At 65.5% G+C, this 15145-nt stretch carries 16 protein-coding genes; 14 read left to right on the forward strand and 2 right to left on the reverse strand.

Annotated elements, in window-relative coordinates:
- Positions 1 to 11: 11 nt before the first annotated feature.
- Complete coding sequence (locus V7R84_RS07990) at positions 12 to 1199, reverse strand: Gfo/Idh/MocA family oxidoreductase (protein ID WP_338567799.1); 1188 nt, start codon at positions 1197 to 1199, stop codon at positions 12 to 14.
- A 262-nt stretch (positions 1200 to 1461) separates the two neighbouring features.
- On the opposite strand from V7R84_RS07990, the gene V7R84_RS07995 reads away from it, so the two are divergent.
- The 7 genes from V7R84_RS07995 to V7R84_RS08025 all read left to right on the forward strand — a co-directional run bounded on the left by V7R84_RS07995 (position 1462) and on the right by V7R84_RS08025 (position 6101).
- The gene (locus V7R84_RS07995; protein WP_338567800.1) at positions 1462 to 1689 is read left to right on the forward strand and encodes a hypothetical protein; all 228 of its coding nucleotides are present in this window, start codon (positions 1462 to 1464) and stop codon (positions 1687 to 1689) included.
- Positions 1690 to 1789: 100 nt separating this feature from the next.
- Complete coding sequence (locus tag V7R84_RS08000; protein WP_338567802.1) at positions 1790 to 2158, forward strand: hypothetical protein; 369 nt, start codon at positions 1790 to 1792, stop codon at positions 2156 to 2158.
- A gap of 12 nt (positions 2159 to 2170) precedes the next feature.
- On the forward strand, positions 2171 to 2584 hold the full coding sequence (locus V7R84_RS08005; protein ID WP_338567804.1) for a hypothetical protein: 414 nt from the start codon (positions 2171 to 2173) through the stop codon (positions 2582 to 2584).
- A gap of 7 nt (positions 2585 to 2591) precedes the next feature.
- On the forward strand, positions 2592 to 3554 hold the full coding sequence (locus V7R84_RS08010; RefSeq protein WP_338567806.1) for a hypothetical protein: 963 nt from the start codon (positions 2592 to 2594) through the stop codon (positions 3552 to 3554).
- A complete protein-coding gene (locus V7R84_RS08015) occupies positions 3506 to 4147 on the forward strand; it encodes an ATP-binding cassette domain-containing protein (protein WP_338567808.1) in 642 nt (213 codons plus the stop codon). The genes V7R84_RS08010 and V7R84_RS08015 overlap by 49 nt, the downstream gene beginning before the upstream one ends.
- Positions 4148 to 4237: 90 nt before the next feature.
- Positions 4238 to 4804: a hypothetical protein gene (locus tag V7R84_RS08020; protein ID WP_338567810.1), complete on the forward strand. Its 567-nt coding sequence runs from the start codon at positions 4238 to 4240 to the stop codon at positions 4802 to 4804.
- A complete protein-coding gene (locus V7R84_RS08025) occupies positions 4797 to 6101 on the forward strand; it encodes a HipA domain-containing protein (RefSeq protein ID WP_338567812.1) in 1305 nt (434 codons plus the stop codon). Before V7R84_RS08020 ends, V7R84_RS08025 begins: the two co-directional genes overlap by 8 nt.
- Positions 6102 to 6190: 89 nt before the next feature.
- Here the strand turns inward: V7R84_RS08025 and V7R84_RS08030 are convergent, their stop codons facing one another.
- Positions 6191 to 6490 carry a DUF2087 domain-containing protein gene (locus V7R84_RS08030; protein WP_338567814.1) on the reverse strand — a complete coding sequence of 100 codons (300 nt, stop codon included), beginning with the start codon at positions 6488 to 6490 and terminating at the stop codon, positions 6191 to 6193.
- 203 nt (positions 6491 to 6693) lie between these two features.
- Between V7R84_RS08030 and V7R84_RS08035 the strand changes: the two genes are divergently transcribed.
- The 7 genes from V7R84_RS08035 (at position 6694) to V7R84_RS08065 (ending at position 15069) form a co-directional block, all read left to right on the forward strand.
- Positions 6694 to 7623 carry a TIM barrel protein gene (locus V7R84_RS08035; RefSeq protein WP_338567816.1) on the forward strand — a complete coding sequence of 310 codons (930 nt, stop codon included), beginning with the start codon at positions 6694 to 6696 and terminating at the stop codon, positions 7621 to 7623.
- 8 nt (positions 7624 to 7631) lie between these two features.
- Positions 7632 to 8636 (forward strand): Gfo/Idh/MocA family oxidoreductase, encoded by a 1005-nt coding sequence (locus V7R84_RS08040; protein WP_338567818.1) that lies wholly within the window; start codon positions 7632 to 7634, stop codon positions 8634 to 8636.
- A 12-nt stretch (positions 8637 to 8648) separates the two neighbouring features.
- Complete coding sequence (locus V7R84_RS08045) at positions 8649 to 9515, forward strand: sugar phosphate isomerase/epimerase family protein (protein WP_338567820.1); 867 nt, start codon at positions 8649 to 8651, stop codon at positions 9513 to 9515.
- Between the two features lie 257 nt (positions 9516 to 9772).
- The gene (locus V7R84_RS08050; RefSeq protein WP_338567821.1) at positions 9773 to 11368 is read left to right on the forward strand and encodes a Na+/H+ antiporter; all 1596 of its coding nucleotides are present in this window, start codon (positions 9773 to 9775) and stop codon (positions 11366 to 11368) included.
- Positions 11369 to 11512: 144 nt separating this feature from the next.
- Entirely contained in the window at positions 11513 to 12526 is a 1014-nt protein-coding gene (locus tag V7R84_RS08055) for a sugar ABC transporter substrate-binding protein (protein WP_338573862.1), read from the forward strand.
- A 46-nt stretch (positions 12527 to 12572) separates the two neighbouring features.
- Positions 12573 to 14096: a sugar ABC transporter ATP-binding protein gene (locus V7R84_RS08060; protein WP_338567822.1), complete on the forward strand. Its 1524-nt coding sequence runs from the start codon at positions 12573 to 12575 to the stop codon at positions 14094 to 14096.
- Positions 14089 to 15069, forward strand: coding sequence for an ABC transporter permease (locus tag V7R84_RS08065; RefSeq protein ID WP_338567823.1), 981 nt, complete (start codon positions 14089 to 14091; stop codon positions 15067 to 15069). Before V7R84_RS08060 ends, V7R84_RS08065 begins: the two co-directional genes overlap by 8 nt.
- Positions 15070 to 15145: the final 76 nt, after the last annotated feature.

Consider the following 15145-nt stretch of genomic DNA (forward strand, 5'->3'; position numbering starts at 1 on the left):
CGAGTCGGCCCTCACGCCCCCCAGGTGGTACGGCCCGTCACCTCCGGCACGTCGTGCCAGCGACCGTCGGCGGCCGATGCGACGGCGGCCTCGTCGATCTCGGCGGCAGCCCAGCCGTCGGCCACGGATGGGGCGAGCTGCTCGCCGGTCAGCACCGACTCGATGAACTGCGCCGCCTCGACGGTTTTCATGTCGTCGAAACCCATGGAGGTGCCCGCCCCGGGCTGGAAGATGCTGAACGCCGGGAAATCGGGGCCGGCCATCACCCGCGTGTAGCCCTGGAACTCCTGATCGCGACCCGCGCAGACGAACAGGTCGTTGAGGTGCTCGAAGTTCCACCGAAGCGACCCGTTGGTCCCGTAGACCTCGACGACGTACTCGGCGCGCGGACCCACCGCCACTCGGCTGGCCTCCATGGTCGCGACAGCCCCGCCTTCAAGGCGCGCCAGCACCGCCACCCAGTCCTCGTTCTCGACGGGACCGAGCTCGTCGGAGACCTCCCAGCCGGAGTGTCCGATACCGACTTTGGTGGGGATGGGACGTTCGGGAATGAACTGCGCCGACGTCGCGGTCACGGACTCGATGCGCCCGGCGAGGTACTGCACCAGGTCGGCGCCGTGGCTGAGGAGGTCGCCGATGACCCCGGAGCCGCCCTTGTCGCGGCTGTGACGCCAGGTCAGCGGCCCCTCGGGCGAGCTGCCGTAGTCGGCGATCAGCCAGCACCGCACGTTGGTGACGCGCCCGATCCGGCCGTCGCGGATGAGCTGCCGGGCGCGTTCGATGGCGGGCGTGTGGCGGTAGTTGAAACCAACGGCGGTGATCAGCCCAGCCGCCTCGGCCGCCTCGGCGATCTGGCGCGACTGCGCCGCCGAGACCCCCATGGGTTTCTCGATCCAGAACGGTTTCCCGGCGGCGACGGCGGCCAGGGCGATCTCGTGGTGGAGGAAGTTCGGGGAGCAGATGCTCACCACGTCGACCTCGGGATCGGCCAGTAGCTCGTGGTAGTCGGCGTAGGCCCGCTCGAACCCGAGGACCGCGACGGCCTCGTCGCGGGCCGCCGCCACGGGGTCGCAGGCGGCGACGAGACGCACCTCGGCCCCCAGCCCCTGATAGCGCTCCGCCAGGGCGCGGTAGCTGCGCGCGTGCAGCCTGCCCATCCATCCGAGGCTGATGACCCCCACACCGATCCGCTTGCTCATGTTGTTCTCCCGACATCCGGGGGCCGGCCCCTACGGCGACCCACATGTCCGAACATATCAAGGGGGCTGCCTCGCCAAGGGGCTGCGCCCCTACTCGGGAGCAGCAGAACCGGATTGCGACGGCGTCAGTGGCGATACAATTTCATGGCATGGTGACACCACAGTACCGGAGCATGCACTCGCGAGCAGGACAGCAAATTCGGACCAGTCCCGACCGCTGTTCAAGAGCCAAGGTTTCCTGCAATTCTGACGGGAGCCGGTTATGAAACCCGAAGAAAACGCCCAACGCTCGTTCGCCTGGTTGATATTCGGTATCGCCCTCACCGGGACCATCACTGTGTTGTCCGTGCCCTACGCCATCGGACAACACGGCCTCACCGGACTGTGGATCCCTGCGATCCTTTTGCTTCCCCTGGCGCTCCAAATGGCGGCCGCAGTCACGCTGAAACGCCTGGCCAGCCATGCTCACGACAACAATCCCACCCGCTGAGCCAACCGGATTCACAAGCAGAGAAACCGCAGGGGTGGATCGTGCACATCGACGTGCAGGAAACCAGTTATTTCACAAGTGATCCCAGGAAGAGAGCGCAATGCCGGTTCGAAACACGAAACCCTGGCTTCTGGCCCTGGCGGTGTTCGCCATCGTGAGCAATGTCTTGTCCGCGCTGATGAGCACCATCGAGGGTCCCGCCGCCTACATCTTCATCACAATCGGCGGCATCGTCATCCTGCCGGTTCTGATTCTGGGCCTCCAGGAACGCGCGGTGGGGGCCTCCCTGGTCTTCGGCGGAGCTGTGATGCTCGCCGCAGGTGGCAGTTATCGTGCCACCGCGGGCTCGTTCATCCCTCAGAACATCGCTGGATGGATCGGCATCATCTCTGCGGGTCTTCTAGGCGTTCTCTGCGTCATGGCATGGGCCTCACGCAGCGAAGCAGAGCGACCGAGCCGGAATTTCTGATGGAGAAACCCCGTGCGTCAGACAAGAGCGGCGGCCCTGCTGTGGGCCTATGACATCGGATCCAGGTTCGGTATCGCATGGCGGCCACGGACCATTCTGCTGATGCTGGGAATGGTGGCGGTCCTGGGGCTGGTGCCCGCGCTGGCGCTGGCGCTGTGGGTGGGACGGCTGCTGAACACCATCGAGGTCTTCGTGCCCTGGGTGTCCCTTGCCACGGCTTGGACGGTGTGGACAACAGTGCGGGTGCTCGTCACCCAGGAGCGTGAGGAACTGACCGCCCCCAGCCTAGGACCGTTCATGCGGGCGGTCGACCTGAGTCTGGGCAGCTGGTTCACCGTCCGTTTCGCGACGCCGGTGCTGCTCGAGGCCCTGTACGGCTGTGTGGTTCTCGGCGGACTGCTGTGGGGGGGTTTCCGCGGCCCCTGAAACCACGGTGGCCGCGTTCGCGATGCTCCTGGGCGGGTACGTGGCCCGTCTAGGGCTCATGTCGCAGCTCGCCGTCCAGAACACCGGCTGGAGGCACCTGGCTCTGGGGCTGTTGTTGGGAGCCGCGTGCGTGACTGTTGCCGTTCTCCCGTGGCCACGTGTAGGGGTTCCGCTGACGCTTCTTCTTCTGGCGATTGGAGTAGCGGCGTGGCGCGGCCTTCACCGGCTCGCCCACGCCACGTCGCCGGCAGCAATGACGACGCGGCGCCGCCGGCGCCGGGGATGTCGTCTCCTCGCATTGCCGGCCTGGGCCATGACGGTCGTGGTACTGCGCCGTGGCACATGGGTGCCGCCGGTGCGTTCGATGACGATCCGCCTGGTGGTGTTGTGCCTGCTGCTCGCAGCACTGGCCGCCAGTATCCGTTTCACGATGCCGTGGCTCAACGTCTTGCTCGGCCACGTGACGCCGATACTCACCAACACAATGGCCGTCGCGGGGTTTCTCATGTCCCTGCCCCTGGGGGACATGGGCGTCTGCTGGTTCGGTGTCCGGAGCTGCCGCCGACAACTCCGGGCAGCTTGGGAATCAGGAGCATCGCTGAGGCACCTCGCACTCGGATCTGCCATGGCCCATCTGGTGGACGGCGCTGTCGTTACTGTCGGGATCCTGGCCCTGTGCGCCGGTCTGGGTTGCGCCCCGTCCCTCGAGGCTCTGCTCCTGCCCACGACGACGCAACTGGCGGGGGCTCTGGGGTATGCAATGTTCGCGGCCCCTGAGCTTCCCGACGGGCGGGCACGAACGTCACTTGCCGGCGCCCTGGCGGGGGTTCTACTGGCTGCCCCTGGGCTCGTGGCCGCCCTCAATCCTGGTTTCGCCCATCTCGCTGTTCTGCTTCCCATCGTCTTGTTCGGAGGTTTGGCATGGATGTCTATGAAGGTCGTGGAGAACGCATCTTTCTCGATCATGTGACGTTCGGGTACACACCGGAGGCGGCTGTTCTCGATGACGTCACCATGGCCTTCCCGCGGTCGGGTGTCGTTGCGCTCCGTGCCGCCAACGGGGCCGGAAAGTCCACCCTGGTCGAGCTCGTCAGCGGCTATCTGAGACCGCAGAAAGGGCGAGTGGAAATCTGTGGCCACCCCGCGGCCAGCGCGGCCGCCCGTAGCTTCAGACGAGTGGTGCGCACCAAACCCGCTCTCTATCCGACGATGAGCGTCTTCGATCATCTCGCCTTCACCGCCCAGTTGACCGGAGCCGCCATGGACGATGTCCTGGCGCGCGTGCGTACCTATCGGTTGGATGAGTGGCTGGATGTCCGTGCCTGCGAACTGTCCTCAGGCACGGAACGCAAGCTGTGGCTCATCGTCTGCACGCTCGGCCGGTTCGAGGTGGTCATGCTCGACGAACCGTTCCTCGGCCTGGACGACCACGCCCGGAGAGTCCTGTGGGATGAGATGGACCGGTGGCGCGCAAAGGACCGCCTCGTCGTGGTGGCCACCCACGAACATCCGCAGGGCTTCCATCCCGACGCCGAATACCAGCTGGCACCGGGAAAACGATGATGCCCCCAGAACTTGAGGCCCGACGTGGAGAGCCGCACCATCGGGCCACGGACGTATGCGCACGCCGACATCACCGGTAGGGTGGGTGGCGTGACCTCCATGATCGACGAGGCCGGTGTCGACGCCCTACTCACCGCTCTGCTCGACCACGGATTGGAACGGGTGGCGGCCGAACACCGGCCGGCCGTGGCCGTGGCGTTGCGTCGGATGCTGAACAGCGACCAGCCGGGCGTGGTGGCCCAGCACCTCACCCGCGGCAGCCGCCCCGAACGGTTCGGACAGCACTGGGACCACAAGCCGACCCTGCTGCGCGCCTTCGCCCGCGGGGGCCGGGTGGCCGACGAACACGCCCGCGACCGCCTGCGCCATCTGGGATCCGCCACCAGCCTGACCCGCACTCAGGTCGCCCGCCGGCTTCGAGACATGATGGAGGTCCTCGACCTGGATGCAACGGCCCTGGCCGAGGAGGCAGAGCGACTGCGCGTGGCGGATCATGATGACCTGTTCGACCAGCTGAGTGCGCACGATCGGATCACACCCGCCAGTGTGAACCGGGTGCTGGAGGGCGCGGCGCCCCTGCGGCCGGGACAGCTGGCCTTCATTCTCAGGGCCGCGCACATGGACGTGGGCCGGGTGCAAGGTGGTGGGGATGCCTGAGGTCCTGGAGTGTTGGCTGCACGGCACTCACGTCGGACGCTTCGAAAGGCAGACCGGTCGTGCTGCCCGGCTGGTCTACGACGCCGACGCCACCCGGGTCGTCTCGCTGTCATTGCCGATCGATGCTCCGGCCCCGGACGGCGCGGCCGAACACTACCTGCGTGGCCTGCTGCCCGAGGACCCGGTGGCGCTGCGCGACATGATGAGGGCCTCGGGTGCCACCAGCACCGACACCTTCGAGTTGTTGCGCCAAGTCGGCGGTGACGTCGCCGGGGCCGTGCAGCTCACCGCGCCGGGCAGCGAGCCCAGAAGCGATCCGGACCACGAACCGTTGATCGCCTCCACGTCCGATATCGGAGCACGGATCGCCGGAATCAAGGCCAGGCCCACGACCTCGGCCTTCGCCGGCGACTGGCCCCTGCGGTTCTCGCTGGCCGGCGCCCAGGCCAAGTTCGCCCTGGCCCGCATCGGCGGCAGCTGGTACCGGCCCGACGCGCAAACCCCGTCCACCCACATCGTCAAACCCGGTGCCGCCCGGAACAAACATATCGAGGCATTCGAGGCCCGGGCAATGGACCTGGTCCGACGGGCCGGGTTCGCAGTCCCGCAAGCCCGCGTGGCGCACTTCGATGACCAGAGCGCCTATGTGGTCGAGCGTTTCGACCGCGAGCTCATGCCCTCAGGGTTCAGCCGCCGCCTCCACGTCGAGGACCTGCAACAGGCCCTGGGCCGTGACCCCGAGGGCAAGTACCTCACGAGCCCCGCCGACACCATCGCCCTGCTGCGCCGCCACGATTCGGAGCTGGCCTACTGTTTCGTCGAGCAACTGGCCATCAACACCGCCATCGGCAACGCTGATGCCCACGCCAAGAACTACAGCATCATGCTTGAAAACGAACCCCGCTTGTCGCCTTTGTACGACCTGGTTCCCCTGGGGGCCTACCCCCAGTACAGCCAACGGCTCACCATGCCGATCGGGTCGCGGCGACACACCGGCAACATCACCTTGAAGGACTGGACCGCTCTGGCCGTCGACTGCGACCTGGAGCCGGACCACGTGGTGAGCATCGTCAGCGATGTCAACCAACGCCTGTCCTCCCAGCTCGAACCGACCTTCGGAGAGTTTGCCGCCCGGTACTCGAACCTGGGCAAGGCCGTGAGGCAGATGCAGCACTATATGACAAGGAACACCGACCAGGCGTGCCTTGACACGGTCCGGCCCGAAACACCCCTGACCGGATGTCACGACCATCAGTTCGAGGACGGAAGCGACGCGGATCCTGAGATGGAGAAGTGATCCCGGATTGGGGCGAACCCACGAGCTTGTTCACAACCAGCAGGCCGAGCGCGAATTCCCTAGTTGAAGCGGCTCCCCTCCAGGAGCGACTACTCGGACGCAGCCTTCAGCGCCAGCCGGTACTGGCTTCCGTCAGGTGAGCGCAGCAGCCGTCCCTCATCAATGAGGGCGCGCCGCAAGGTCACGGGGTCCTCCGTGATCGTGGCCAGTTCCTGGGTGATCTCACGCTCCGTCCACGTAGACCCTTCGTGCATGCAGTCGATGGCGATGTCGAAGAGCATGTCGCGCAGCGCCTGTTTTCGTGGCCAGCGCTCGACCCGACCGCCGGAGAGGCAGCTTCGCAGCCTCGGGATCTCCTTGACTCGCTCCTCGAACAAGGCAGTGTCCATGGACCGCATCCTAGCTGGCGCGGCCTCCGGGCAGACCGGATGTGCGGTCCCGCCCATGGGACTCGAGCCACCGCACCCGCGACCCCGCCACACCGCGTCGAGAATCACTTTCATCACACACATCAGTGCTCTCGGGTAATTGACAGGACATATGCTCGAATCTAGGCTGATTTGTGCCCAACGACGCGCCAGAAAGGACCTTCATGGCCGACAAGTCCCGCAACCCCGAGCCCCGGTACAACAAGCTGACCATCGGTGTCTGTCCCGACCAGTGGGGCGTCTGGTTCCCCGAGGATCCGGTGCAGATTCCGTGGGAGAAAGCCCTCGACGAGATGGCCGAGGCCGGTTTCTCCGTGATGGAGACCGGCCCCTTCGGCTACTTCCCCACCGACCCCGAGCGCCTGGCCGAGGAGATGGGCAAGCGGGGTTTCCGCGTCGTCGCCGGCACCGGTTGGGGCGTCCTCCACAAGGCCGAGGCCTGGGCCGACACGGAGCGCACCTTCCGCGCCATCGGTGAAACCCACGCCGCCGTCGGCGCCGAGTACGTGGTGCACCTGCCACCGATGTTCCGCGACGAGCACACCGGCGAGTTCACCGACGTGCGTCACCTCGACGGCGAGGCCTGGGATCTGTACATCAACAACGCCAACCGGCTCGGTCGCATGATGAAGGAGGACTACGGCCTCACGATGGTCCTCCATCCGCACGGCGACTCCCATATCGAGACCCGCGAGGATATCGACCGCATCTTCCAGGCCACCGACCCCGACTACGTCGGTTTCTGCCTGGACACCGGCCACATCGTCTACGGCATGGCCGACAACACCGCCCTGATCCGCGACTACCCGGAGCGCATCTCCTACGTCCACATCAAGGCCATGGACCCGAAGCTCGTCAAACAGGCCCACGACGAGGACTGGCCGTTCGTGAAGGCCGTCAAGGCGGGCTGCTCCGTGCCGCCGCCGGAGGGCGAACCTGACATGCCGAGCCTCGTCGAGGCCCTCGCCGATCTCGACAAGGAGCTCTACGTCATCTGCGAGCAGGACATGTACGGCTGCGACCCGTCCTACCCGCTGCCCAACGCCATCAAAGTCCGCGAATACCTGGCCTCCATCGGCCTCGGAGTGAAGTGAGCGACACCATGACCCTGCGAATCGGAATGATCGGCCCCGGCGGGATGGGGCAGGCGCACATCGAACGCATCCACAGCGTCATCGCGGGCGGTCGGGTGGTGGCCGTCGCCGACCTCAACGCCGAAAACGCCCGGAAGGTCGCCGACCGGATCGGCGCGACGACCTTCCCGAGTTCCGCGGAGCTCATCGCCTCGAACGATGTCGACGCCGTCATGATCTGCAGCTTCGGGCCCGCCCACGAACCCGACGTGATCGCAGCCGTCGAGGCCGGCACGTACGTCTTCTGCGAGAAACCCCTCGCCCCCACCGCCGACGCCTGTGCGCGCATCATGGAGGCCGAGCAGAAGGCGGGCAAGAAGCTCGTCACCGTCGGTTTCATGCGTCGCTTCGATGCCTCCTACCGGGAGATGAAGGCCATCCTCGATGCCGGCGAGATCGGCGAGGCCCTCATGGTCCACAATGCGCACCGCAACCCGACGGTGCCGGAAAGCTACACCTGGGACATGGCGATCAACGACACCGCCATCCACGAAATCGACACCATGCGCTGGCTGCTCGGCGAGGAGTTCGTCTCGGCCCGCGTCGACAAGCCGAATAAGACCACGAACCGTTTCCCGCACCTGCAGGACCCGCTGGTGCTGATCCTCACCACCACCTCCGGGGTGCGCGTCGACGACGAGATCTTCGTCAACTGTCAGTACGGCTACGACATCCAGTGCGAGCTGGTCGGCGAGAACGGGGCGGTGCGGCTCAGCGACCAGGAGCTGGTGCAGCGCGCCGACCTGCAGGGTCGCCGTAACCGGCTGACCATGGACCACAACCAGCGCTTCGGCCAGGCCTTTGTGCGTGAAGTGCAGGAGTGGATCACCGCCGTCTCGCAGGACCGTCACACCGGCTCCACCGCGTGGGACGGCTACGCGGCCGCCTGTGTCTGCGACGCCGGCGTCAAGGCTCTTGAGGCCGATGGCGAGGTGGCGGTCGAGATGATGCCCAAACCCGCGTTCTACGCCTGAGGAGGAACCCCCATGGTGAAAATCCTGCTGGACCCGTCGATGTACCACCCTCACCTCAGCGTCGCCGAGGAGTGCTTCAAGGCCGCCGATCTCGGCTACGAGTACATCGAGCTGTCGCCGCGTGCCGACTTCCACGAGTGGCACCACTATCCCAAGGTCGATGACGCGGAGGTCGCGAAGGTCAAGAAGGCCATGTCCGCCTCCGGCGTGAAGATCTGGACCTTCAACCCGGTGTTCAACTGGTCCTCGCCCGACGAGCAGGAACGCCAGGCGCAGGTGCGCAACTTCCGTCGTCTCCTGGAGATCGCGGAGGAGTTGGAGGTGCCGCTGATCGCCACCGAATTCTCGGGCGACCCGAACGAGCCCCTCAAGTCTGAGCACCAGTTCTACACGTCCATCGAGGAGTTGATCCCGGACTTCGAGAAACGCGGCATCGAGTGCACCATCGAGGCCCACCCCTACGACTTCGTCGAGACCAACGAGCGTGCCGTGCAGATCGTGCGCGGGGTGAACAAGCCGTGGCTGAACTACGAGTTCTGCCTGCCGCACATGTTCCACCTGTCCGAGGGTCGGGGGGATCCGCGGGCGATGATGGAATACGCCGGCCCGAGGCTGCGACACGTGCACATCGCGGACGTGTGGAACCATCTCGCCAACGTGGGGAACCGCTACATCATCAACCCGCCCGGGGTGGATGCCCGCATCCACCAGCACAACGAGATCGGCAACGGCGAGGTGCCGTGGGACGAGGTCTTCGGGTATCTCCGGGAGATCAACTACGACGGCCCGCTGTCGGTGTGCGTCTTCGGGTGGGAGGAGGACGCCGACGCCATCCACGTGCGGATGCGTGAACGCCTGGAGAAGGAGTTCGCGAAATAGTCGCCTGATTCCCCTGACGCTGGTTGAGCCGGAGCACGAGCGCCCTCCCTGACGCTGGCTGCCCCGGAACGCGAGGAACGAGCGCCCGAGTCGAAACCGTCCGGGCCGCTCACCTCGGTTCCGGCGCACCCCACCCACTGACACACATGAAACCCGACCCAACCAGCTTTCCGGTTTGGCGGCATGGGGGATAATTCAACCGGCCCGGTTTCAATCGCTGGGCGGGTTCATCGAGGGATTCCAGGGAAAGGTGGCGCATGGAGGGTCTCATCATCGTGGTCGGAGTCGGGATTGCGGTGGTGGCGGGCAATGCCCTGGCCCCCAAGTTGCGTCTTCCGGTGCCGCTGACGCTGGTCTTCCTCGGGTTCGCGCTGGCCTTCGTTCCCAGTCTGGAAAATCTTCACATGCCCTCCGAGGTGGTGCTGCTGCTGTTCCTCCCGGGCCTGCTGTTCTGGGAGAGTCTCACCACCTCCAGGAACGCCATCCGACGCGACCTGCGCGGCATCCTGATCACCTCGACGGTGTTCGTGGTGGCCACCGCCTTCGCTGTGGCGTGGATCGCGTCGTCGCTGGGGATCCCGTGGGAGGCGGCCCTGATCCTGGGTGCCGCCGTCGCCCCGCCCGACGCCACCGCCGCGGCCGCCCTGGCCAAGGGCCTGCCCCGCCGCCAGTTCATGCTGTTGAAGGCCGAGAGCCTCACCAACGACGGCACCGCCCTGGTGGTCTACACCATCGCCGTCGGCCTGGCGCTCGGCGGGCAGTACACCCCCTGGGACATCACGCGCATGGCCGTGGTCTCGTTCTTCGGCGGGATCCTCATCGGGATCGCCGTCGCCGCGGTCGCCTACCCGGCTTTTCGTCGCCTCCACGAACCCATCACCATCAACATGGCCCTCCTGGTCACCCCGTACGCCGCCTACCTGACCGCGGAGCTGGTGCACGCCTCTGGTGTGCTGGCGGCGGTGGTGGCGGGCCTGATCATCTCGACGCTGTCGAACCGGGTCAGCACCCCCGAGTCGCGCACCCAGGCGGAACATTTCTGGCCATTGGCCACCAGCCTGCTCAACGGCGCCCTGTTCCTGCTGATCGGTATCGAGACACGCCTGCTGATCGTCAACTTCAGTTTCTCTGAGTTCCTGACGCTGGCGGGCATCGCGATCGGTGTAGCCGTGACCCTGGTGGTCTCCCGTTTCGTGTTCCTGCAGATCACGGCGATGATCATCCGCGCCCTCGACCGCCGGCCCGAGCAACGACAGCGTCGCCTGAGCTACCGGGCCCGGGTCGTCAGCGCGGTCTCGGCCTTTCGCGGCGGGGTTTCCCTGGCGATCGCGCTGTCGATTCCCCTGGTCATGAACGACGGGTCGCCATTTCCCTACCGCGACGACGTGGTTCTCGTCGCCGCCCTCGCGATCGTGATCGGGATGGCGGTGCAGGGCCCGCTGCTGCCCAAGGTGATCGCGTGGGCCGCCAAGGGCGGTCACACCGGCGATGACGAGGAGGCCGAGCTGACCGAGGAACAGCTCGCCACCGAGGGGCGGCTGGCAATCCTGGAGGCCGTTCGCCCCGAACTGCCCGCTCTCGCCGAACAGGCGGGGGTTCCCCCGCGCATCGCCGAGGCCATGGAGGAACGCCTCGACGACATCGCGGCCCACATCGGGGCTGACGACGAGGAGGATGACGTGGCGGAGATCGTCGCCCTCGAACGCCTCCACGGTGCCGTGCTCAAGCGGAAACGGGAGCTGCTGAGCCAGTTCGTCCGGGAACGCAGGATCAGCGACGAAACCGCCCGGATCCTGCGGGCCCGCATGGACCTGGAGGAGATCCACCGCAACGGCTATCTGCCCTACGAGTGACCCCTGAATTGGTTGAATCGTCTCACACTTCGGCACCCTGTCATTTGTATTGACATTTCATGCCCTTTGCGACAGGATCAACTCGTCGCAGGGAGGCGACTTCCAGGTCCTGTTCGGGACACCGACACGAGGAAGTGAGAAGTGATGAAGCGAGTACCGAAATTCGCCGTTCTCACGCTCAGCGCGATGCTTGCGCTGAGCGGGTGCGGCATGACCAGCGACCCGTTGCCGGGCACCATTGGTGAGGACGGCCAGCCGGCGGCCGTCACAACGCAAGACTACGCCCCCGCCGAGGTCATCAAACCAAAAGACGGCAAGAAGGTGAAGATCGGCGCTTCCTTCCCGCTGCTGGACCAGTTCCTCCAGAATGTGGCCAACTCCATCAAGGAGCGGGCCGAGGCCGCCGGCGCCGAGGTGAGCATCACCTCCGCCGAGGAGAAGATCGAGATCCAGCTCAACCAGATCGAAAACTTCATCGCTTCCGGCGTCGACGCCCTCATTGTCCTGCCACAGGACACCGCCACCACCGCCCAGATCACCCAGAAGGCGAAGGCGGCGAACATCCCGCTGGTTTACGTGAACCGCCGTCCCTCCGAACTGCCCAAGGGCGTGCCCTACGTCGGCTCCGACTCCCTGGTAGCGGGTCAGCTCGAGATGGAACAGCTGGCCAAGCTGTCGAACCAGCAGGGCAACGTCGCCATCCTGCAGGGCGACCCCACCCAGGAGGCCGCCCAGCAGCGCACCCAGGGCTGCGAGGAAGTCGCCGCGAAGTACAACATGAAGGTCGTGTTCAACCAGACCGGTCTCTGGGCGCGCGACAAGGGGCTCGCATTGGCCGAGAACCTGATCCAGTCCGGGCAGCAGGTCGACGTCATCTGCGCCAACAACGATGAGATGGCCCTCGGCGCCATCAACGCCTTCGAGAACGCCGGCATGCTCGACAAGGTGGTCGTGGGTGGCGTGGATGCCACCGGCGACGCGCTGAACGCCATGGCCGCGGGCAAGCTGGAGGTCACCGTCTTCCAGGATGCCAAGGGCCAGGGACAGGCGGGAGTCGACACCGCAATCAAGATGGTCAACGGCGACGAGGTACCGGACATCATCAACGTCCCCTACCAGCTGGTCACACCCGAGAACATGAGCCAGTTCCAGCAGTGACGACGCAGGGGTCGGGAATTCCCATCCCCTTGAGCAGGGAGAACCAATGCAAGAGGTAATTCTGCGGATGCAGGGCATCCGCAAGACCTTCCCGGGCGTCGTGGCGTTGGACAACGTCAACCTTGACGTCCGCAGCGGCACCGTGCACTCGCTGATGGGCGAGAACGGGGCCGGCAAATCCACCCTCATGAAGTGCCTGATCGGCATGTACACCCCCGATGAGGGAACCGTCGAACTGGCGGGCGACATCGTGAGGTTCAAGGACACCAAGGACGGCCTGGAGCACGGCATCTCGATGATCCACCAGGAGCTGTCCCCCGTACCCGAGATGATGGTGGCGGAGAACATCTGGCTGGGCCGCGAGCCTCGTGGCCGGCTCGGGCTGCTCAGCCCCGCCGCCATGTTCCGCAAGACCCGCGAACTCTTCGACGAATGGAAGATCAACATCGACCCGAAGGCCCGGATGAAGGACCTGACGGTGTCGAAGCAGCAGATGGTCGAGATCGCCAAGGCCATCAGCTACGACGCGAAGATCATCATCATGGACGAACCCACCTCGGCCATTCCGGAACGCGAGGTGGCACACCTGCACGGGATGATCAAACGCCTCACCGATTTCGGCGTCGCCATCATCTACATCACCCACAAGATGGACGAGGTCTTTCGGATCTCCGATGACATCACCGTCTTCCGCGATGGCAAGCACGTGGGCTCCTACCCGGCGAAGGAACTCGACCGCGACAAGCTCATCAAACTGATGGTGGGCCGCGAGCTAACGGACCTGTTCCCGAAGGAGGAGGCCGAGATCGGCGATGTGGTGCTCTCGGTGCAGGGCCTCACCCGGGGCTCTGTGGTCAAGGACGTCAGCTTCGAACTGCACCGGGGCGAGATCCTTGGGCTCGCGGGGCTGATGGGCGCGGGCCGCACCGAGGTGCTGGAAACCATCTTCGGCATCGAGAAAGCCGATTCCGGGGAGGTTGTCCTCAACGGCAAAACGCTGAGGATCAAACAGCCTTCGGACGCCATCCGGGCTGGCATGGCGCTGCTGACGGAGGACCGCAAACTGAACGGCATCATGGGGGTGCTGTCGGTGCGCGACAACATCACGGCCGCGGCCCTGCCGCGTTACAGCCCCCGCGGTGTTCTTCGCGTCGGCGAGATGCGGAAAGACTCCGAGGACCAGCGTGAGAAGCTGCGCATCAAGACCCCGTCGTTGAGCCAGCTGATCAAGAACCTCTCGGGCGGTAACCAGCAGAAGGCGCTGATTTCTCGTTGGTTGCTGACCGTCCCGGACGTCTTGATGATCGACGAACCCACCCGCGGCATCGACGTGGGCGCGAAATCCGAGATCCACCGTCTCATGTCCATGCTGGCCCAGGAGGGCAAGGCAATCATCATGGTCTCCTCCGAGCTGCCAGAAGTGCTCGGCATGAGTGACCGCATCCTCGTGATGCACGAGGGACGCATCTCCGGTGAACTCTCCCGCGAGGAGGCCAACCAGGAGTCCGTCATGCACCTGGCAACCGGCGGCGACGAGGTCGCCGCGAGCGAAGGAAACCCCAATGACTGAAACCGCACCCGCCACTCGTTCGAGCCTCAATTTCGAAGAGTTCCTGAAGAAATACTCGATCGTCTTCATCCTGATCGGATTCGTGATCCTGCTCGGCATCATCACCGAGGGCCGGTTCCTGCAGCTGCAGAACCTCCTCAACGTCATCGTGCAGGTGGCTCCCATCGGCATCATCGGCCTCGGCATGATGGCGGCGATCATCACCAAGGGCATCGACCTGTCGGTCGGTGCCACCGCGGCCCTCGCCGCCGTCGTCGCCGCGTCCCTGGCTCAGCCTCCGGGCCCCAACACCTTCTTCCCCGGCCTGCCCGCCCTGCCGATCTTCGTGTCCGTGCTGGCGGCGCTGGTGGTGGGCACACTGGTCGGCACCATCGTCGGCAGCCTGGTGGCGGCCTTCCGGATCCCGCCGTTCGTCGCCACCCTCGGCATGATGACCGCCGCCCGTGGAGCCGCGAACCTGTATACCGACGGTCGTCCGATCTCCGGAACCGCATGGAACTTCAACCTCATCGGACAGGGGATCACCCCCATCATCATCCTGGCGCTCGCCGCCGGCGTGATGTGGTTCGTGCTGAACCGGACCCGTTTCGGACGTCACGTCTACGCCATCGGCGGCAACGAGATGGCCGCGAAGGTTTCCGGGATCTCGGTGCCGAAGACGCACCTCAAGATCTACGCCCTGATCGGTCTGTTGGCCGGGCTGGCGGGCGTGATCCTGACCGCCCGTACCGGCTCCGGCTCCCCGGCTTACGGCACCATGATGGAGCTCGATGTCATCACCGCCACCGTCATCGGCGGCACCTCTTTCAACGGCGGTATCGGCACCGTCTGGGGTGTCATGGTCGGTACCCTCATCATCGGCGTCATCAACAACGGCCTCAGCCTGTTGAACGTCTCCCCGTACTGGCAGATGGTGGTCAAGGGCGGAATCATCGTCATCGCCATCATCATCGACGAACGCAAGAACAGGTAGCGCTGAGGGCCTCAGCGTCCGTCGTCGCAACCGCATCCGTGAGGGGGTGTGTCGCATACACGCGACACACCCCCTC

The organism is Arachnia propionica (assembly GCF_037055325.1).
Taxonomy (GTDB): Bacteria; Actinomycetota; Actinomycetes; order Propionibacteriales; family Propionibacteriaceae; genus Arachnia.